This is a genomic window from Thiomonas sp. UBA7699 (assembly GCF_002482605.1).
Lineage (GTDB): Bacteria > Pseudomonadota > Gammaproteobacteria > Burkholderiales > Burkholderiaceae_C > Thiomonas > Thiomonas arsenitoxydans.
In genome coordinates, this window is sequence record NZ_DLGH01000021.1 from 19,798 (window position 1) to 38,980 (window position 19,183).

Consider the following 19,183-nt stretch of genomic DNA (forward strand, 5'->3'; position numbering starts at 1 on the left):
GGCGATCAAATCGGGTTGAGCTTGTTGAGTTGCCGGACGCCGAGAATTGATTTTATTTCGCCCAGCAGGCCAAGTTTTTCGAACCTCTTGATAATCGCCTTACTGCGATCCGACTTGATATTCCGAACTTCTCGCGGACAGACGCCGAGAGATTCTGTCAGATCGCTGTTTGCGTCGCCAAAAATGGCCCAGTCGGCATCGGTAATTCCGACTGCCCTGAAAATCTCTTTGATGCGGCTTCGCGTTTCTTGATCGCGTTCCTCATGCTCCGCATCTTCCGTACATCCAGACGCATTGTCGGTGCGCGCGTCTTCGTCGCTAGCTTCGTCAGCAAAAATTTCGGTCGTTTTTACAGCGTAGCATCGCTGTATCATTCCAAATTTTGAGTATTCTGCGATCCGGTGGAAAAGGGTCACCTGATCCATACACAACTCTTCCTCGCTAAAGCCACGCTTTTTGATGTATCCCCAGGCGTGGCAAACAACTTCCTGCGCACGGTCTTCAACATAATCAAGCGGCCCGCCAGAATTGAATGCTGGCTCGCTGCGCCAACGGCGCGCGGCCCGCATGGCTTCCTGGTAAATCGACTCGGCACCCCAGGTTTGCAGCGGGGTAAGTGAGAGTTCATTTTTCATTTTCATTCCTTTTGTCTTTGGTGTTGGTGGTTTCAGATCTCGATCTGAAGCTGCGATTCGAGAGCCAGTTTCCGCTGCCGTTTTAGCGGCACGTCGGGCAGCACCACAGAAATCGTGCGCGCAGCCCAAACTCCGAGCAGCACAACAAAACCGATAAACTGCCGCGCCAGATCGCCGCCACGCGATTTGATTTTCTGGGCCATTTTTTCCAGCGCCAGTTTCGCGTGTCGAGCAACAACCAGGCCGCTGCGCGCCGCGGTTTTTTGTTTGCGCGACAGCAGGAATGCTAGCCTGCGGCCCGCGCGGCCCAGGGGCCAGGTTTTCAAAAATGCACTTGGCGAATTGCAGAAATCGCGCCATGTAAAGCCCGGCTTTCTGTCAGGCAAGCCATGGATGATGCGCATCACCCGGATTTCCGTTTTTGTCATTATTTCTGCGTCCATTGTGGTTCCTCCTAAACTGCAGTGACCACAATTTTTTCAGCGCGCACCAGTAATGTCGAATATCAACTTATAATCATCGAATAATCAACATCGTCGTTTGTTTGCCGCCGTTTTCCATATCTGTGTGTGTGATACAGGAGCAGGAATATGGCAGACGAACAACAATCAGCGGCACGCGCACGGCAAACCGAGGCCCTGCGACGGGCGATGGGCAGTGAAATCCTCGATCCTCTGGGTGATCCCCGTGTGGTCGAAATCATGCTCAACCCAGATGGCACGCTCTGGGTGGATCGCCTGGGCGAGGGCATGCGGCAGACCGGCCGCATCGACGCTGTGCGGGCGCTGACCATCGTCAACACCGTGGCGGCCATGCTCGATACCGTGGTGACGTCCCAGCAACCCATCCTCGAATGCGAGCTACCGCTGGACGGCAGCCGGTTCGAGGCGCTGATTCCTCCCTTGGTCGAGCGCGCGAGCTTTGCCTTGCGCAAAAAAGCCACTCTGGTCTTTACCCTAGATGACTATGTCGTCAAGGGCATCATGACGCGCGCCCAGCGCCAAGCGCTCGAAGAGGCGGTCGCTGGCCGGCTGAATGTTTTGGTCAGCGGCGGCACCGGCACAGGCAAGACCACCTTGGCCAACGCCATCCTCGACGCCGTGGCCCGGCTTGACGGGGAACACCGCATTGTGGTGATCGAAGACACGCGCGAGCTGCAGGTCAATGCTGAAAACGTCGTGTTCCTGCGCACCAGCGACAATACCGACATGACCCGACTGCTGCGCGCCACCATGCGGCTGCGGCCAGACCGTATCGTTGTGGGCGAGGTGCGTGACGGTAGCGCCCTGGCCTTGCTCAAAGCCTGGAACACCGGGCATCCAGGCGGCGTCGGCACGGTGCATGCGAATGACGCCAGCGCTGCGCTGATCCGCATCGGCCAGCTCATTCAAGAAGCTGGCGTGCCGCCCAACCCCGAACTCATCGCCGAAGCGGTGAATGTGGTCGTCTCGATCAAGCGCACCGCCGATGGTCGCCGGGTCGAAGAAGTGGCCGCCGTGCGCGGCTGGTCGTCCAGCGGCGGGTTCCACGTCGAGCGGCTGGCTTGAAGGGGCCGCCTGCTGCAAAATGCACCTATGGACAGCAAACTCGATCTTGCCGTCGGGCATTTGAACGCGGCGACCGGCCCGGTGGTTCGCCCGGCTGATCTTGCGCTTGCGCTGCGCGAAGGCACCGTTGCGCATATCGTTGCCGGACAGAAGACCCGCATCGTTCGGGGACTGCTGCACAGCCTTTTTACGGAAATCGACCCTGCGCTCATCCTGAGCTGCGCCCGCGAAGCGAAGACCGACTGGCGACACGCCCATCAGCTTTACGCCGAAACCCTGGCGGACGGCATGCCGCGTGTCAAGGCGTGGGAGCAACTGGTTGCCGATCGGACATGACCACGCGCGACGACGTGTCTCAGTTCAAGGCCAGCGGCCCGTGGCGCGAACTCGCCCGTGCTGCTGCCGAGATGGTGGCCGATGCGGAGCAACGCGCTGGGTCCAAGATGGACCCCAAGCTGGGTGGTGGAACGCGGCTCATGCTGGCCTTCGAACACCGGATCAGCGATGACATTGACCTGTTTATCCGTGATCCACAGTGGATCGGGTATCTCACTCCCCGGCTGAACGATCGCTTTGAGTCCGTCATGACGGGATATGAAGAGTCCGCCACAGCGCTGAAACTTCGACTCCCTGCCGGGGAAATCGACTTCATCGTGAGCATGTCGCTGCTTGGCTTGCCCGATGAGCATGCGTCCGATGTCGAGGTGCCTTTCGCACTTGAGCCGGTGGATGAAGTCCTCGCAAAGAAATTGTTCTATCGCGGATGGGCATTGACGCCCCGCGACCTGTTTGACTGGCGCGCGGTCGTCGCGCACAGCGCGGCTGGGCACGTCGCGAAGTCCATGCAGGTTTTTTTGCCTGGCGACCGGCTCGATGCGATTCGAGAGTCCTTGCATGCCATGACCACATCACGGGCGGCGCAAGCGGCATGGGATGCGATCCGCGCTCCCGACAAGCCAGCGTTCGATGCATCCATCAAGTGGGCGTTGGAACAGGCCGACCGCTACACACGCTCAGCAGGCCGCAGCGCCGGGCTGTCGGCAATACACCGACAAAATCCGGACATCGACCTCGGTCGTTGAGCATCCCCCGCCCGCCCTTTTCTTTGCCCCTGCCTTTGCCTGGGCGCCGCGCGCAGCGCGGGTGCTGTTTGTGTTGCCGCCCACGCGCATATCCCCATAAGCACACATGGGGACTTTCATGGCAACCAACATCACTCAAAAAACCAAACGCGCGCCGCGCGAACTCTTTTTTCATTTCCGCTGCACGCGCGCGGAAATCGACGTCATCAACGCCCATGCCGCGCAAGCCGGCATGCGGCCCGGCGTCTTTGTGCGCGACCTCGCTCTGTCTGGCGGCAAGCTGCGCATTGCTTCCCGCGTCGATGAAAGCGCGGTGTTTGAGTTACGCCGCCTGGGCGCGATGCTCAAGGGCCAGTACCCAAAAGAGTCCAACTGGACGAATGAGGAAAAGCGACACTACTGGTCGGCCATGCAAGCCGTGCTGGAGCACGCCGACAGGCTCGCGGGCGGCAAGAATGAAGGCGACGAGCACGAGGCTGCCTGAATGCTCGCCAAAGTCATCAAGCTGCACAACGAGCGCGGCGGGCGGGTCTCCGCGCACCACGGCGTGCAATACATCTTCCGCGAGGGCGGCGAAGAGCACGCGCTGGATCGCAACGTCACCGGTGGCAGCTTCAACCTGGAGATGGGCGACCTCGATCTGACCGACCCGCTGGATCGCGCTCTGGCCATCCGCATGATGGACTACACCGCCGAGGCGGGCCGCTTGCGCAATCGGTTCACCAGCAACCCTTTCTATCACTACGCCATTTCCTGGCGCGAGGGCGAGCACCCCACGCCGGAGCAGTGCCGTGAAGCTGCAGCGCACACGCTCAAGGCGCTTGGACTGTCTGAAAATCAAGCGGTCTGGGGCTTGCACACCGACCGCGACCATCATTGGCATATCCACATCCTAGCCAACCGCGTTCACCCGGAAAAACTCCATTTGTCCGGTCCGCCAAAGCTGGATTTTCTGGTGCTGGACAAGTGCATGCGCGAACTTGAGCTTGCGCAGGGATGGGCGCATGACAAGGGGCCGTATGTCGTCATCGACGGCGAAGTTCAGCGCCTGAGCAAAGCCCAGCGCGAACAACTGGGCCTGCGCAAGACCGATCGGGCGCCGACGCCGGGTGCGCGTGCTGCGGAAGTCCACAGCGGCGTTCCCAGCCTGTCGGACTGGCTGAGCAAACGCGCCAAGGATGAACTGCTCGCCGCGCGGTCGTGGCAGGAACTACATCAAACGCTGGCCGAGCGCGGCTGCACCTTGCGGCAGAGCGGTGGCGGCTTGGTCATCGACACCAACCTGCCCGATGGTCGCGCCACCAGCACCAAGGCCAGCGGCGTGCATTACTCCTTGAGCCTGGGCCGGCTGGAGAAAAAGTTTGGTTCACCCTTCGTCGCTCCTGATGTTTCTGCCGCTCGCGTGCAGCCCGCCAAAACCTATGCCCGCTTTGTCGATGGCGTGCGCGCCGGGACTGAACCGGGTTTGCAGGAAATCCCCGGACGCACGGGGTCAACCCCGGAACGGCAGGCGAAGCGCGAGGCGCGCGCCTTGGCACGCAAGGAACTGGCGGACACATTCAAGCGTGAGCAGGCGACGCAGAAGCAGGCCCGTGGCACGCTGGTTTCCAGCCTGCGCGCGCATCACCAGGCCGAGCGCGCCACGCTCCGGCAAGAACTCAAGGCCATCAAGCCGGTGCGCATTGCAGAACTCACCGCCAAGCATGGCAGCAAGCAAATCGCGCAGGGGCTGTGGGCTGCCGAAGCGGTCATTCGGCGACAGGAACTGCAAAAGCGGCAGAAAGCCGAACGTACATCTCTGACTAAGGATGCGCCGAGCGTGGGTTGGGTGGACTGGCTTGAGCGCCAAGCCATGGCGGACGATGAAGCAGCCGCATCGGCGCTGCGCGGCATTCGCTACCGCGAGGGACAGCAAAAGAACAAAGGCAAGAATGGCTTCGAGGGCGAAGACCTTGACCCGTTAAAGCCGCGCGCTATGGCTGGCTCCATTGGCGGTGCTCCGCCAGACCCAACAGCGGGGGCAAGGAAAGCCTTTGCGCTCGAAGACGCCCGCATCCAGGTCGATCGCCGCCACCAGCGCATCGAATACCACGACCAAGCCGGGCGCGTGCGCATGACCGATTCCGGCCCGCGCGTCGATGTCCACATCGCGGATGCCGACACGATTGAGGCCGGACTGCGGTTGGCTGCTCAGAAGTTTGGTGGCGAGGTCTACATCACTGGCGACGCCGCATTCCGCGAGCAGGCTGCACGACAGGCCGCTCGCCTGGGTGTTGGCGTCAAGGATGCCGACCTGCAACAGGTCGTTGAGCAGGAACGCGCGCAAATCGAAGTCGAGCGCAGTCCATCCCGCCCGCGTCGCCCCGTCCTACCCCGTGATCCGCCCCTGCGCTGAATCGCGCCGTGCCGCCCCTGCGCATATCCACTCAAGCAAGGCTTCCGCCGCGCCCCAACCAGTTACTTGATCACGAAAGGATCAGCCATGAAGTTTTCTACCATCCGCAACCTGCGCGCCGCCGTCGTGCGTCGCCTCACCCTCGCTGCCGCCGTGTTTGCGGCGACCACCATGGAAGCGTTCGCTTCCACCTCTGGGGGCCTGCCCTGGGATACGCCCATCCAGACCCTGCAGAACGATCTGACCGGCCCGGTTGCCACCGGCATCAGCGTCATTGCTTTCCTCGCTGCGGGCGCCGCCCTGGTATTCGGCGAAGAGCTGGGCGGGATCGCCAAGAAGGCCCTGTACGTCGTGCTGGGCGTGGCCATGATCGTCATGGGCAACAAGTTCCTGTCGGCGCTCGGCCTGTCCGGCGCGGTCATCTGAGGAGCAGCCGTGGACGATCAGAACATTTCCGCGCCGATCCACGGTTCGCTCAACCGTCCGCTGCTCATGCTGGGCGGTGAGCGCACCCTGGTTCTTGGTCTGATGACTCTCGCCGGGGTGTTCGTGTTTTCGCTGGCCAAGCTGTGGGCTGCGGGGCTCGGGATCGGCCTTTGGGTGCTCGGCACCTGGGCGCTGTCCCGCGCCGCAACGTTTGATCCACAGCTTTCCAAAACCGGACGCCGCTCTCTTGCATTCAAACGCTTTTACTCCGGTCGCGCCACGCCGTTTGGCAAGTCGCGCGAGTGGAAGTAACCCCCGGAAGTGACCCCGGAAGCAACCAACAAAGGAACACCCATGCTTGCCCTCAAAGAATTCCGTGACCGCGCCGCCGGATTGCCCGACTTGCTGCCCTGGGCGGCCCTGGTCGATGATGGCATTGTGCTGACCAAGGCTGGTGCGCTGCTTGCTGGCTGGTGGTACCAAGGCCCTGATCTGGATTCCGCCACCAAGGGCGAACTCGGCGCCATGGCCGCGCGCATCAACAACGCGCTGTTGCTCGACGACGGCTGGGTGGTCAACTGCGATGCGATCCGCCAGCAGGCTCCCGGTTATGCCAAGGCCGGGGCATTCCCCGACCGCACCACGCGGTTGATCGATGACATGCGCAAGGCTCGGCACGAAGGTCAGCATGCAGGATTCGAGAGCCGCTTTGCGCTCACCATTTCCTGGTTTCCCGATCCTGACGCTGCGGACAAAGCCGCGTCCATGTTTATTGACGGCGGTGAAAAAACCGGCGTTGCCGCGCGCAACCTGCAGCGCTTCAAGGACGGCATCCGCGAAGTCGAATCCCGCCTGTCCACGGTTGTCAAGATCAATCGGATGACCGATTCGGTCGATGAACATACTGGCGCGGTCACCAGCGAACTGCTGGGCTATCTGGACTCGTGCATCACGCTGCAAGCGCCGCGCCGGGTGCGCATGCCCGAAGTGCCGATGTACCTGGACGCGGTGATCGGCCAGCACGACTTCACGACTGGCTTTGAGCCCCGTCTGGACGGTCGGCCCATGATCTGCCTGGCCGTTGAAGGCTTCCCGGCTTTTTCTGCCCCTGGCATCCTCGATTTCCTGTCGCGCCTGCCGGTGGCCTATCGCTGGAGCAACCGCTTCATCTACTTGTCGCAAGCCCAGGCCGACAAGGTGCTCAACAGCTACCGCAGCAAGTGGGCGCAAAAGCGCAAGAGCATGATGAACCTGGTGCGCGAAGCCTCGGGTGGCGCGGCGACGCACTTGAACATGCACGCGGTCGAACAGACCGAAGATGCGGTGGCCGCCATCAGCGAAAACCAATCAGGCGCGGTGCGCTTCGGCTACTACACGAGCGTCATTCTGCTTGCGCATGACGACAGCACGACGCTGGACGAAATCGCCCGCGAAGTCAAGAAAATCATCGAGAACGCCGGCTTCGGCGCGCGCATCGAAACGGTGAATGCGGTTGAGGCTTATCTGGGCACGATGCCGGGCAACACGCACGCGAACGTGCGCCGTCCGCTGATCAACACCCTGAACCTGGCGCATCTGCTGCCGTTCACGGCGGTTTGGGCTGGGCCGGACAGCAATCCTTGCCCTTTCTATCCGCCTGCCAGCCCGCCGTTGCTGTACGCCAAGACCGATGGCGCGACTCCGTTTCGTCTGAGTCTGCACGCGGGCGATCTGGGGCATACCGTGATTCTGGGGCCGCCCGGCTCGGGCAAGTCCACCCTGCTGTCCACGCTGGTCGCACAGCAGTTTCGCTACAAAAAAGCGCAGGTGTTCGCCTTCGACAAAGGCTATTCCATGTTGCCCCTGTGTTGGGGCGCAGGCGGCCAGCATTACGACATCGGCGGCGAGCACGGCGATCTGGCCTTTTGTCCGCTGGGCCGCTGTGATGAACCCCACGAGCAGGCCTGGGTCGCAGAGTGGATCGAGCAACTATGCGAACTGCAGAGCGTGCGCGTCACGCCGGAGCATCGCCAGAAAATCTATCGCGCTGTTCAGCAACTCGGTCAATCCACCGACGCGATGAACCAGCGCACGATGACCAACTTCCTGATTCAGTTGCAGGATGCGGAACTGCGCGACGCGCTGAGCTATTACACGATCAGCGGCGCAGCCGGGCACTTGCTCGACGCCGAGACCGACGCGCTGGCGGAAGATCCGTTCCAGGTGTTCGAAATGGAACATCTGATGAACAAGGGCGACAAGGTGGTGCTGCCGGTGCTGGCCTACCTGTTTCACCGCATCCAGCAGCGCTTCAAGGGTCAGCCGACCTTGCTCGTGCTGGACGAAGCCTGGATCATGCTCGGACACCCGGCGTTCAAGGCCAAGATTCGGGAATGGCTCAAGGTGCTGCGCAAGGCCAACGTCGCGGTGGTGTTCGCCACGCAATCGCTGACCGATCTGACCAAATCGGGCATTGCCGATGTGATCTTCGAGTCCTGCCCGACTAAGATTTTTTTGCCCAACCCCGAGGCGATGACCGAGAACATCCGGCCCCTCTATGAGGGTGTCGGGCTGAATCATCGCCAGATCGAGATTCTGACGATGGCCACTCCGAAGCGTCAGTACTACGTCATTCACCCGGACGGTCGCCGGTTGTTCGAACTGGGGCTGTCCGCGCCCGAACTGGCTTTTGTAGGGGTGTCAGGCAAGGAAGACATCGCGCGCATTCGAGAACTGCGCGACACGTTGGGCGATGCCTGGCCTGCGCAGTGGCTGCGCGAGCGCGGGCAGTTTGATGCTGCCCAGACCTGGGAGGGGTACTGACCGGACGCTGCGCGCGGTGCAACTGCACCCGCCTACGGCGGCGCACAGACAGGGGCAAGGAAAGTGTGGCTTCATCAACCGACTCCGCCTCGTGCCGCCCCCTCGTATATCCAGGCATCAGCACTCAACACGCGAGTCCATCATGCGCAAACTCCTGATCCCCATTCTCTTTGCCCCTGCTTTTCTGTCTGCGTGCGCCAACCCCGGCGTGCCTGACGCATCCGCCCTGAACTACACCGTCCAGGGCTCGCAACAGGCGCAGGCCGTCCAGTTCGGCACGGTGATGGCGATTCAGCCCGTGCTGATCGCGCCGAACTCCACCGGCATCGGCACGCTGGGCGGTGCTGCTGCCGGGGGTTATCTCGGCTCGCGCATCGGCAACGGCCATGGCTCTACAGCCATGGCCATCATCGGCGCTGTCGCTGGCGGCATCGCCGGAAGCGCGGCAGAGGGCGCTGCAACCCGCGAACAGGGCCTGCAGATCACGATCCGGCTGGACAACGGGCAAGCTGTGGCGATCACGCAAGCTGCCGATGTGCATCTTGTCGCCGGGCAGCGTGTCGAGGTGATCGGCAATCTGTATGGCGGCAAGGCGCGTGTCGTGCCCGTGGGTTGATCGCTTTGCCGTGGTCACAGCATAACCAGACACAGCCCCAACAAGGGGCCAGAAAGGAATTTGCCGTGAATCTCAAAAAATTCACCCTCGCCGCCGCATTGGCGGCTTTGCCGTTGCTGGCGTCCGCGCAGACCTATCCAGCCCCGGCGCCCACGCCCGATCCGACTGCCCAGCAGAGCCTGGGCGCGTCTGCGAATCAAAACTCGACCAGCGCCTACAACGGCGGGATGTCTTACTACAACCAGCAGGCGTACCAGGCTGCGTCGAACACGGCGCAGGACATCTCGAATCAGGATGCGGCGAACGTCGGAAGCGACTACTACGGAGGGCGCGGCGGCGGCTACAGCGACGCCTGGCAGCAAGCCGCTGATCAGGCGCAATCGGTCGCCAACGACAACCAGGCACAAGCTGGCGCCCAGATTCCTGTGCAGCAGCAGGCGGCCACGTCTCAAAGCGCGTCATATAACGCCGAGGTGTCCGCTGCACCCGCCGTCGCACAGTCCAACAACTCCGCCGCGCAGTCCGCTGCGTCGTCCGGCGCCGCACAATCAACGGCCAGCATCACGCAGAGCACCGGCGTCCAGCAAGGTCAACCCACGGTGACGAATAACACGGGCGAATACCTGATCGCCGGGGCAGCAACGCAGGCCGCGATGAACGGCTTGACGACTACCGGCTTCACCGCGAACAAAGCCGCCTACCAGGACGCGCAAAACGCCGCGTCCTGCGGCAATCCGTGGTGTGCTGCGGGCTGGATGGCCGCCAATGCGGTTGAGCAGAACATTGCCAACGGCGCTTATGCCGCCAACGTCGCCGCAGCCCCGGTACTGGGCACGGCGCTGAACGTCGCAGCCGCCGCATCGGCGCTGAACAGCGCCAAGGGCACGCTGCAACAGATTCAGTCCATGACAGGCGTGCAGCAGGGTCAGGCGGCAGGATCGACGAATACCCAGCAGGCGCTCGCGCAAACGACCGCGCAGACCGGCGTGCAGCAAGGGCAATCGGCAACCGCGGCCAGTACGGACACGTCCTACACGTCCGCTGCCGACGCCCAGCAGAACGCCCTGGGTGCAGCGGCGCAGCAGAACCAGAACGCCGCCGTCATCGCAGCGCAGGCCGGTCTCGCTGGGTTGAGCGCCGAGTATTCGCGCAATGCCGCCAACCAGATTGCCAGCTACGACAACGCTCAGGCGCAGTCCACGGGCGACCCTACCTGGACGCAGGCCGCGGGCATCGCGCAGAACGAGGTTGACCAGCAGCAAGGCCTTTACGACTACCAACAGAACATCCAGAGCCAAGCGATTGCCACCGGAAACGCGACTGCAGCACAAGAGAACGCCCTGTCGCCCAGCATCGGCAGCACGCTCAACACCGCAGCGCAGAACGCCGCAGCGAATCAGTCCAGCACCACGCTGCAGAACATCGGCGCACAAACCGGCGTGCCGCAAGGCCAGTAACCCTCTCACCTCGCAGGAGAACCCTCATGACTCTGAAAAAATCCATCGTCGCCTTGGGCGCGATTGCCGCCCTCGCCAGCACGCCCGCTCACGCCACCGGCATGATCGCCGGGGCCACGTTTCCTGAACAGATCGTTCAGGAACTGACCGCCGTCGAGCAGTACGCCACCCAGGCGCAGCAACTGCAAGCGCAGTTCCAGATGGTCTACAACCAGGCGATGAACCTGAAAAATCTGCCGGATCAAATCTGGCCGAACATCGCCGGGCAGTTGCAGTCGCTTGTAACGCTTGTCGGACAAGCGCAGGGGTTGACCTACGCCTCGCAGAACACGGCTGCCGGGGTTCAGGCGCAGTACGGCGTGAACGGGCAAAGCTACCAAGCCAACCTGTCACAGTGGAACGGCAACCTGACCAGCCAGATCCAGCAGGCGCTCAATTCCTACGGATTGCAGGCGCAGGACTTCCAGACGCAGCAGCAGGCGCTACAGCAAATCCAGAACGCCAGCCAGTCGGCGACGGGGCGGATGCAGGTACTACAGGCGGGCAACCAGATTTCCGGGATGCTGGTCAACCAACTTCAGGGCCTGCAGCAAACGATCATGACCAACAGCCAAGTCGAGCTGAACGCCGTCGGCGCGAAAAACGCGCAAGACCTGCAAAAGAACCAGATCAACCAGAGCTTTCTGAACGGATCAACCGGTGCGGGCTTTTACTGATTTGCCGCCTTCGGTAACATCCAGAGTACAGACGGCCTTCGGGCGCGAGTGCGGGGCGACTCATAGAAACAGTCCCAATTCCCACACTTTCAAGCGCAAAGGAGCGCCCCATGAAACCGTCTGCACGTTTTTCCATTCCCGCGATGCTTATCGTTGCCGCCGCCCTGCTGTCGGGCTGCGGGCAACAAGCATCGTCCGTCACCGCACCTGGCGTTGGCCCGGTTGCTGGGGCGAAGATCAATGCCAGTGAAGGCCCGTTCGGCGGGCAAACCGTGGCCTGGTACGCCGCGCAACTGAACAGTCACGCCGTGGTCGGCGAAGCCGCCGATCCGGCATGGCAAGAAGCCCTGTGGTGCGGCGGCAAGGACGCCCAGGGCAATGCGGTTGCGAGTGCCGATGCCGTGACCAAGCGGCGCGGCACGGTGTCCTGCCAGAACCTTTACGCCGGAGTCGATCAGGCCCAAGGCCCCTATGCAGGGCGCGACCACGGCTGGTTCAAGGCGCACCCCAAAGAGCGCACCGCACAGGCTGCGTGGTGCCAGTCTTTGGGCAAAGAAACCCTTGGCGCAACCGGCACCTGCGCCGCAGTGCAGACCACGGGCGCGGGGTTCTACTGATCCCGCTTGAGGCCAAAGCAAGCAACAGGGGCAAGGAACCCGTGGCTTCCTTGCCCCTTGTTCTTTCCGGCGCGGTCGCATCGGTGCCGCTGTCTCGCATATCCACCTGACAACCCTCGCAACAACAGGTGACCCATGAAAATCAACCGCCCCCAGCGCTGGCTCCTGCCACTCCTGCTGCTCGCCCTCGCTGCCCCTGCCGCATACGCAGGCAATGGCGTCCTCGACCAGATTCAAACCGCGTTTCAGTCGGCATCGACGGGCTGGATGACCGCATCGCTCAATCTCGCCCGCCCGCTGTTTTTCGGGCTCGCGGGGCTGGAGTTTGCCTGGGCTGCGATCAACTACACGCTGCGCAAAAACGACCTCGGTGAACTGCTGACTTCGATAACGCTCAAGATTCTCGGCATCGCGTTTTTCGCCATGCTGTTGACCGAAGCGCCGACCTGGATTCCCCCCATCATCAACAGCTTCGTCCAGGCCGGGCAGACCGTCGGCGGCGGCGGGGCGACGTCCATTTCAAGCGCGGTCGGGCCGTCAGAAATTCTGGACGCTGGCATCAATACCGCGGCGAAAGTGATTTCCGTGGCGAATGGCATCAACGGGCAGCAAACGTCCAGCGGCATCAGCATTTTTCACCCCGGCGACTCTATCGCCGCGCTTGGACAAGGATTTCTGTCGGCAATCTTCATCGGCATGACAGGGCTGATGATCATTCTCGGCTTCCTCGCCATCGCGATCCAGCTGCTGATCACGACGATCGAGAGTTACATCGTGATCGGCGGCGGTGCGCTTATGCTGGGGTTCGCTGGAAGCCGCTGGACCTTGCCCTTCGCTGAAAAATACTTTGGCTACGCGGTCAGTGTCGGCATCAAGCTGTTCACGATTTACCTGGTTGCTGGGTTTGGCGGACAGCTTGCGAACATCATCATTCAACACTGGGCGGCCGTGCAGGCCGGTGCGCCGCCAAACAATGTCGTCGGCCCGGTGGACTTCCTGACCGCGGGAGCGACTGCGCTGGCCTATGGCGCGGTGGGCTATCTGGTGCCGGGCATTGCCGGGTCGATGATGAATGGCTCGCCCGCCATGAGCCTGTCGAACGCCGGGGCCGCTGCAGGCGGCATGGCTGTGGCTCCGATTGCGGCGGGCTTGGCTGGCGGCGCTGCGGGTATGAGAGGCGCAAGCGCGCTTGCAGGGCTGCTTCCAGACTCAAGATCGGGTGGAGCTAAAGGCGGCATTGGCGGTAGTGCGATGCTGGGCGGCGGTCCGGTCGGCGGGGTGTCTGGCACTTCGCGACTGGAATCCTTGGCGTCCGGTGCGGGCAAGGGCTTGCAGACAGCGGGGCAAGGGGTTAGCGCCGCGGGGTCTGCCGCTGGAACCGGCATCAAGGCTGCGTCCGGCGCTGCGAATGTCATCCCGGTTGCCGGGCAGGCCATTGCCGCGGTGGGTGCGGCGGTCGGAACCGGTGTCGAAGCGGCTGGCAAGGTCGCAGGCAAGGGGCTTGAGGCGACAGGCAAAGCTGTAGAGGGCGCTGGCAAGGTTGCAGGCAAAGCCGCAGAGGGCGCAGGCAAGGCTGTAGAGGGCGTGAAGTCCGGCGCGGAACTTGGCAAAGCCGATGCGCCAGCGACACAAGAAGCTGGGCTGTCTTCGGCGCGCACGACGGTTGGCTCAACGCCGGGTGGCAATGGCTTTGCTTCTACTCAGTCGCAAATCGGCGCAAGCGCCGATGCTTCGCCTGCGGCCAACGCTGCGGATGCTTCTGCCGCGCAGCGCCAATTCGAAAAAGACAACGCGCCGAAGCCAAAGGGCCGCAGCTTGGCGGACACGTTAAAGAGTGGGGCGCAGAGCCTGCAATACGAGGCAAACCGTCGCAAACCTGGGTTGTCACACGACGGGCAATCCGGCGGTGTGAGCATTCGGATGAACCACATCGACTGACGCTCGCCCTTCCCTTCCCGAGATTAGCCCGGCCAGCCGCGAGGTGCGCCGGGCTTTTTTATGCCGTGCCGCCCGCGCGCATATCCCCGTAGAAGCACTACTGGGGATTTTTTATGTCCGCATTCGAGCAGGCTGTATTGAACGATCTTGAGTTCAGAGGTTGGAGAATCGGCAAGCCGCACCAAGGCCGCGACGGCACGATGTACCGGGCTAACGACGGCGCGGGATCGTCCGATGCGCAAACGATCCTGATCAAAGACAGCATCGCGGTCGTCACCTCGCATCGCGGCGGAGTTGATCTCCCCGCTCCTTGGCGGGCTGGGCGAGAAGCAAAAGATGGGTCGCCCACGGCTTACATCACGGCGCGCGACCTTGGCATTGACCTGTCAACGATCCGCCATGCGCCATCACGCGCGTTGGTGCCGCCACCGGCGGTCGAGCCCGTTGACCCCACATGTGTTTCCGGTGTCCGCGCAGCATGGGATGCCAAAGTTTTCCCACGCGACGATCACCCGCAATTCGTGAAGGGCGGCGCGTGGGTACACCCTGGGGGGCTGCGTGAGTTTCCGCCTGGGCACCGGCATGCTGGCGATCTCATTGCCCCGTTGTTCCGTCCTGTCGCGCCAGGGTCGCTGTCCATCGAGCTTTGCGGCGCGCAGCAGCTTTTACGGGACACAACAGCGACCCCGGACAAGTACATCGTTTCGGGTTCGCGCACGGCTGGCGCGTTCGTGCCGCTGCCGCTTCGCCAGTCATTCTTCGAGGCTGGCGCGAAGATCGGCGCCGACTGGCTTCCGTCTGGCACGCGGATTGTCGTCACAGAGGGCGTTCGCACCGGGCAAGCGGTGCGCACGGCGACGGCGCAGTGGGCCGCGGCAGGGAGCAAAGAAACCGTGGTGCTGGCGGCGCTGTCCGCGCACAACCTGCCCGCTCTCGCGCGCTGGCTCAAGGCGTCGGGAGTGGCGGCATCGCACGAAGTGGTGATCGCCGCCGACAACGACCTTCGCAAGTCCGATTTCGTCGGAATCAAGAAGGCCGTCGAGGCGGCCGAAATTTGCGGCGGGAAAGTCGCGCTGGTGGACAGCAACAAGCCCGGCTTCGACGCGCACGACCTGCTCATAGAGCGCAAGCACGACCTGCGCGCAGGCATGGCCGCAGTGCGCGAATTTATTGATGCAGCGCGTTCGCCGGATCAGGTGCGGGCTGATCGAGTGGATGCGTTCGATCTGCTGCAGAAAAACAGGGGCGAGGAAATCGAGCATTACGCCGAACTTAACCGCTGATATGCCGTGTCCACGCTATATCCATACATCCCCATCTGGAGACTCTTTATGGACGACCACGACCCGAATTTCAATTTTGAGAGGCTCAAAGCGTTTAGCAATGCCAATTTCGACAACGGCATCCGCCGGGCGCTCGCAGGCCAAGAAACATCATTTTTGATTCCTGTCCTCGCGCCAGTTGGCGACACCCTGCAACTGGTTTCGATACATAAGTTGCGCCTGCATGGCGCCGACCGTGCCGAGTTCAGCGCACTGTATCCGGACAGTGGCGTAGAACAAAGCCTCCATCCTGCCGCATTTGCCGCCCCGTGGCGCTACGAGCAATTCCATCAACGGCTGGGCGCCGCCAACGGAATACTGCCCAAGCTCGAAGAGCTCAACAGAGCGATGCCAAAGGTGGTTATTACTGATAGTTCCCAGTCCGCACTGGCAATAAGCGCGAAAGGCGGCCGAAATGCGATCGCAGCCATGCGCCCGGAGAACTTTCGCGCGGTGGCCTCCGACATGCGCGCCGCTGGCTTTGACGTGGTGATCGTGCCCGACAACAACATTCTGTCGCGGGCGCTGGCGCGCAATGCGGCGCGTGAAACAGGCGCCTTGGTGGCGAACGTGCCATTCCAGCCTGGGCAAAACAACCTCATGTCAGCGCTGATCGACGCGACCGAACAAGCGAGGGACATCGATGTCCGTCGACTGATTCTTGAGCCGATTTCAAACGCCGCGCCGCCCCCAGCCATAGGGTTGTCTCACCCCGCCCGCGCAATTGCTGAAATTGGCCGCTGAACCAAGGAGCCCACGATGTTCAAGAACCCCGAGTTTGAAGCCGACTTCGGCAAGCAAAGCCCCGAGTTCACCCGGCAGGCGATGGCTGCCGCGATGCGCGGCGAGCCTGCGCAGTTCGCCGTACCGGTTTTCCGTGTCGTCGGCGAGACGCTGCGACTGGACGGCGCGCAGAAAGTCGAGGTCAACCCCGACAAAGCGGCGATCTACCCTGGTTCGCAGTTCGGCGCCGCGTCGTTTTCCATCATTCCTGTGACCGAAACCATGCGGTTCAAGATGATGGCGGGCGAGCCGATGACTGCAAAAGACGCGCCCGACCCGGTCGAGTTCGGCAACCAGGTCGTCGTCACGCATTCCGTGGCGTCCGCACTGGCGATTTACCACGCGACAGGGGAACGGGCGATTGTGCTTCCCTCGTTCACGCCGGACAACATGAAGTCGGTGGCCGAGTTCGCGAAGAACACGCTCAAGGCCAAGGACATTGTTGTGGTGCCCGACAACACCGTTGCATCCAAACGTGCAGCACACGAAGCCGCGCGGGCTGTGGATGGCAAGGTGGCGCAGATCGACTATGGCCCGGAGCAGAAAAACCTGCTGGGCGTGATGGCCGAGGCGCACAAGTGGGCAGACAAGCTGTTTCCGGCGCCAGAAACCGTGCTCGATGAAGTCCGGCGCGACAAGACCCTCCAGGATGCCGCAAAGCGCACCATCCGCGAACCCATCGCCAACGCCCAGAAGTGGGACAAGGTGCCGGTTCCTACGCTTGTCCAGGGCCGGCCCGTGTCCGTGCAGCGCCAACCCATGGCCGACATCGAGCGCTGATCCAGGCGAGGCGTTGCTGCAGCGTGCCGTGTCCACGCCATATCCAGTCATACAGACCCTATTTCGGAGAACTCCATGAGCGCACTCGATACCCTCGACTCCCTGATTTCCCAGGCCAAAGTTGCCGCCGAACCGCATCAACAACCAGAGGTCGAGGCGCAGCCCGCCCCGTCCGCATCTCTTGCCCCCGATGTTTCCGCAAACGCTGACCCGGAGCTTTCCGTTGAGCAGCAAAAGCGCATCGATCTGCTCCACGAATACGAGGAATTGACCGCGCCGCAGCGCACCGAGCGCAACACCGCCATCGACGCCTTCGACGCGGACTGGCGCGAGCGCTGGATGAAGCTGCAGGGCGAAGTCGAGGAAGCTCGCGCCAAGCGCTCGGAATCGCTGACTGCCGAGGGCGTGGATGCTCACCTGCACGACAGCCTGCTGGCCAAGGAAACCGCCGTGCTGGTCGAGGAATTTGAGGCCCGCAAGGATGCCGCCGCGCGCGAACTGGACAAGTCCATGCCGCGCCCGGCGCGCTGGGTCGATTTCCTGGGCGAAAAGGCGCAGGAAAACCCTGGTGATCCCGTGCTGGAGTCGCTTTTGGAAGAAGCGAAGAAGGCTCCTGATTCCGGCATTGAAGGCTTCGGTGGTGTGCCGCCCAAAGCGGTCACGTTGTCCGACCTGGTGAACAACATCGACAAGGACGGCCAGATTCACTACAAGCGCGGCCTGCGCACCGTGATCCATGACCGCGGCTCTCGCCTGGACGTGCAGCGCAACGATGACCGCGACATCGAGGCGGCGCTGAAGATTTCTGCGCAAAAGTTCGATCTGCAAAAGGGGTTGATGCTGACCGGCGATCTCGCCTTCAAGGTTAAAGCCGCGGAGATCGCGGGCAAGCTGGGCTACCCGCTGCAGAACAGTGAGCCCGAAGTGCTGATGGCCTGGAAAAAGGGCCGCGACACCAACCCGCAACTCAAGCGGGCAGTGATGCCCAGCGTCGAGCGCGGCATCACGGGTGACCTGGCGGTGGCCAAGCCGATTGCCGAGCGCACAGGCCCGGTGCAACTGCGCGCTGACCCGCTGACGGTCGAGCAGGCTGGCACGCTGGGTGTCACTGCGAACGGCGATGGCGTGGTGGTCATGCCTGCCGAGCGCGTGCTGGCCGCCGGTGCCGCGTTTCGCGAAACCCAGAACGTCGCGCTGCACATTCTGGCCGAAGCCGATCTGCGCAAACCCGATGGTGGCGTGGACATCGGCAAGCTCAAGGAACTCGCGCCCAACCTGACCCGCAACGGTTCCCTGACGGAACTGGCACGGGACGTGGTGATCGTGCGCGATGACCGCGTGATTCGCACCCGCGAATCGCTCGACAAGGAATTGGAGCCAGTGTTCAAGGTGGCTTACATGACTGCTGGTGAGCGCGTGCGCGAGAACGAGGAAGTGGCCGCAAGCATCGCCAAGGCACAGGAAGTCGAACGCAGCGCCGCGCAGACCCAGGCGCAGGAGGCCGACGAAAAGAGCCTTCTGGTGCGCAATGCGGACAAGGCGCTGGACAAAGAGATCGCGGAGAAAGCGGCCAAGCAGGAGGGCCGCGAAGAGAAGCAAGAGCGCGAGATCAAGTCCGAAGAAAAAGCCATCCCCGCACCTGCCGTCTTCCGCTCCGGGCGTACCGGGCGGGGCATGGACATGGGCCAGGGCATCGGGTTCTGACCGTGAGCCGCTTGAGCCAATCGGATCGCGAGGCCCTGGTGCGTGAAGCGCTGGGCCTCGACGACCGGCTTGTTTTTTGTCTGGCCGAATGGGTCGGTTGCGATCTGTCCGGCGTCGATTGGTCGATGGGCCTGCCGTGGCGCATCGAAAACCAGATCACCGGGCTACTGAAAGAAATCAACCAGGATTTGGAGAACCGTCATGAATGAATCAAGCACTGAAATTCTTGCGCGCGACGCGCAGCGCGTAGGCGCCGTCATCGATCACGATCTTGCCGCCATTGACGACGCGGATGCTGAGCAGGAGCGGGCGCTGATGGACGCGCTGGAGCTTGGCGTCGAAGACATCGGACTGGGGGTGTGA

At 62.5% G+C, this 19,183-nt stretch carries 21 protein-coding genes; 19 read left to right on the top strand and 2 right to left on the bottom strand.

Annotated features, from left to right (window positions below; translation table 11 throughout):
* Nucleotides 1–5: 5 nt before the first annotated feature.
* Both B3H47_RS09315 and B3H47_RS09320 read right to left on the bottom strand, forming a co-directional pair.
* The gene (locus B3H47_RS09315) at nt 6–635 is read right to left on the bottom strand and encodes a hypothetical protein (RefSeq protein ID WP_141130565.1); all 630 of its coding nucleotides are present in this window, start codon (nt 633–635) and stop codon (nt 6–8) included.
* 32 nt (nt 636–667) lie between these two features.
* Nucleotides 668–1,078, bottom strand: coding sequence for a hypothetical protein (locus B3H47_RS09320; protein WP_141130566.1), 411 nt, complete (start codon nt 1,076–1,078; stop codon nt 668–670).
* A gap of 147 nt (nt 1,079–1,225) precedes the next feature.
* Here B3H47_RS09320 and trbB point away from each other — a divergent pair, with 147 nt between their 5' ends.
* The 19 genes from trbB (at nt 1,226) to B3H47_RS09415 (ending at nt 19,183) form a co-directional block, all read left to right on the top strand.
* Nucleotides 1,226–2,182: a P-type conjugative transfer ATPase TrbB gene (gene trbB / locus B3H47_RS09325; RefSeq protein ID WP_064135054.1), complete on the top strand. Its 957-nt coding sequence runs from the start codon at nt 1,226–1,228 to the stop codon at nt 2,180–2,182.
* A gap of 27 nt (nt 2,183–2,209) precedes the next feature.
* Nucleotides 2,210–2,518, top strand: a complete 309-nt coding sequence (locus B3H47_RS09330; protein ID WP_013106262.1) for a hypothetical protein — start codon at nt 2,210–2,212, stop codon at nt 2,516–2,518.
* A complete protein-coding gene (locus B3H47_RS09335; protein ID WP_156052521.1) occupies nt 2,515–3,264 on the top strand; it encodes a nucleotidyl transferase AbiEii/AbiGii toxin family protein in 750 nt (249 codons plus the stop codon). Before B3H47_RS09330 ends, B3H47_RS09335 begins: the two co-directional genes overlap by 4 nt.
* Nucleotides 3,265–3,382: 118 nt before the next feature.
* Entirely contained in the window at nt 3,383–3,748 is a 366-nt protein-coding gene (locus tag B3H47_RS09340) for a plasmid mobilization protein (protein WP_156052520.1), read from the top strand.
* A complete protein-coding gene (gene traI, locus B3H47_RS09345) occupies nt 3,749–5,659 on the top strand; it encodes a TraI/MobA(P) family conjugative relaxase (RefSeq protein ID WP_064971545.1) in 1,911 nt (636 codons plus the stop codon). It begins immediately after the preceding gene.
* Nucleotides 5,660–5,746: 87 nt separating this feature from the next.
* Complete coding sequence (locus B3H47_RS09350; protein ID WP_084440238.1) at nt 5,747–6,085, top strand: TrbC/VirB2 family protein; 339 nt, start codon at nt 5,747–5,749, stop codon at nt 6,083–6,085.
* A gap of 9 nt (nt 6,086–6,094) precedes the next feature.
* Nucleotides 6,095–6,397, top strand: a complete 303-nt coding sequence (gene trbD, locus B3H47_RS09355; RefSeq protein WP_232054130.1) for a conjugal transfer protein TrbD — start codon at nt 6,095–6,097, stop codon at nt 6,395–6,397.
* A gap of 42 nt (nt 6,398–6,439) precedes the next feature.
* Complete coding sequence (locus B3H47_RS09360; RefSeq protein WP_064971544.1) at nt 6,440–8,887, top strand: transporter; 2,448 nt, start codon at nt 6,440–6,442, stop codon at nt 8,885–8,887.
* Nucleotides 8,888–9,029: 142 nt separating this feature from the next.
* The gene (locus B3H47_RS09365; protein ID WP_064971543.1) at nt 9,030–9,503 is read left to right on the top strand and encodes a glycine zipper 2TM domain-containing protein; all 474 of its coding nucleotides are present in this window, start codon (nt 9,030–9,032) and stop codon (nt 9,501–9,503) included.
* 65 nt (nt 9,504–9,568) lie between these two features.
* Nucleotides 9,569–10,960, top strand: coding sequence for a hypothetical protein (locus B3H47_RS09370; protein ID WP_064971542.1), 1,392 nt, complete (start codon nt 9,569–9,571; stop codon nt 10,958–10,960).
* Nucleotides 10,961–10,986: 26 nt separating this feature from the next.
* Nucleotides 10,987–11,676 carry a P-type conjugative transfer protein TrbJ gene (gene trbJ, locus B3H47_RS09375; RefSeq protein ID WP_064971541.1) on the top strand — a complete coding sequence of 230 codons (690 nt, stop codon included), beginning with the start codon at nt 10,987–10,989 and terminating at the stop codon, nt 11,674–11,676.
* A 110-nt stretch (nt 11,677–11,786) separates the two neighbouring features.
* A complete protein-coding gene (locus B3H47_RS09380; RefSeq protein ID WP_064971540.1) occupies nt 11,787–12,293 on the top strand; it encodes a hypothetical protein in 507 nt (168 codons plus the stop codon).
* A gap of 135 nt (nt 12,294–12,428) precedes the next feature.
* On the top strand, nt 12,429–14,231 hold the full coding sequence (gene trbL, locus B3H47_RS09385) for a P-type conjugative transfer protein TrbL (RefSeq protein WP_064971539.1): 1,803 nt from the start codon (nt 12,429–12,431) through the stop codon (nt 14,229–14,231).
* A gap of 113 nt (nt 14,232–14,344) precedes the next feature.
* Complete coding sequence (locus B3H47_RS09390) at nt 14,345–15,514, top strand: hypothetical protein (protein ID WP_156052518.1); 1,170 nt, start codon at nt 14,345–14,347, stop codon at nt 15,512–15,514.
* Between the two features lie 48 nt (nt 15,515–15,562).
* Nucleotides 15,563–16,297 carry a hypothetical protein gene (locus B3H47_RS09395; RefSeq protein WP_064971537.1) on the top strand — a complete coding sequence of 245 codons (735 nt, stop codon included), beginning with the start codon at nt 15,563–15,565 and terminating at the stop codon, nt 16,295–16,297.
* Nucleotides 16,298–16,312: 15 nt separating this feature from the next.
* On the top strand, nt 16,313–17,116 hold the full coding sequence (locus B3H47_RS09400; protein ID WP_064971536.1) for a hypothetical protein: 804 nt from the start codon (nt 16,313–16,315) through the stop codon (nt 17,114–17,116).
* Between the two features lie 75 nt (nt 17,117–17,191).
* Entirely contained in the window at nt 17,192–18,820 is a 1,629-nt protein-coding gene (locus B3H47_RS09405) for an LPD7 domain-containing protein (protein ID WP_286730207.1), read from the top strand.
* A gap of 2 nt (nt 18,821–18,822) precedes the next feature.
* Nucleotides 18,823–19,029 (top strand): hypothetical protein, encoded by a 207-nt coding sequence (locus tag B3H47_RS09410; protein WP_064971534.1) that lies wholly within the window; start codon nt 18,823–18,825, stop codon nt 19,027–19,029.
* Nucleotides 19,022–19,183 carry a hypothetical protein gene (locus B3H47_RS09415; protein ID WP_156052516.1) on the top strand — a complete coding sequence of 54 codons (162 nt, stop codon included), beginning with the start codon at nt 19,022–19,024 and terminating at the stop codon, nt 19,181–19,183. Before B3H47_RS09410 ends, B3H47_RS09415 begins: the two co-directional genes overlap by 8 nt.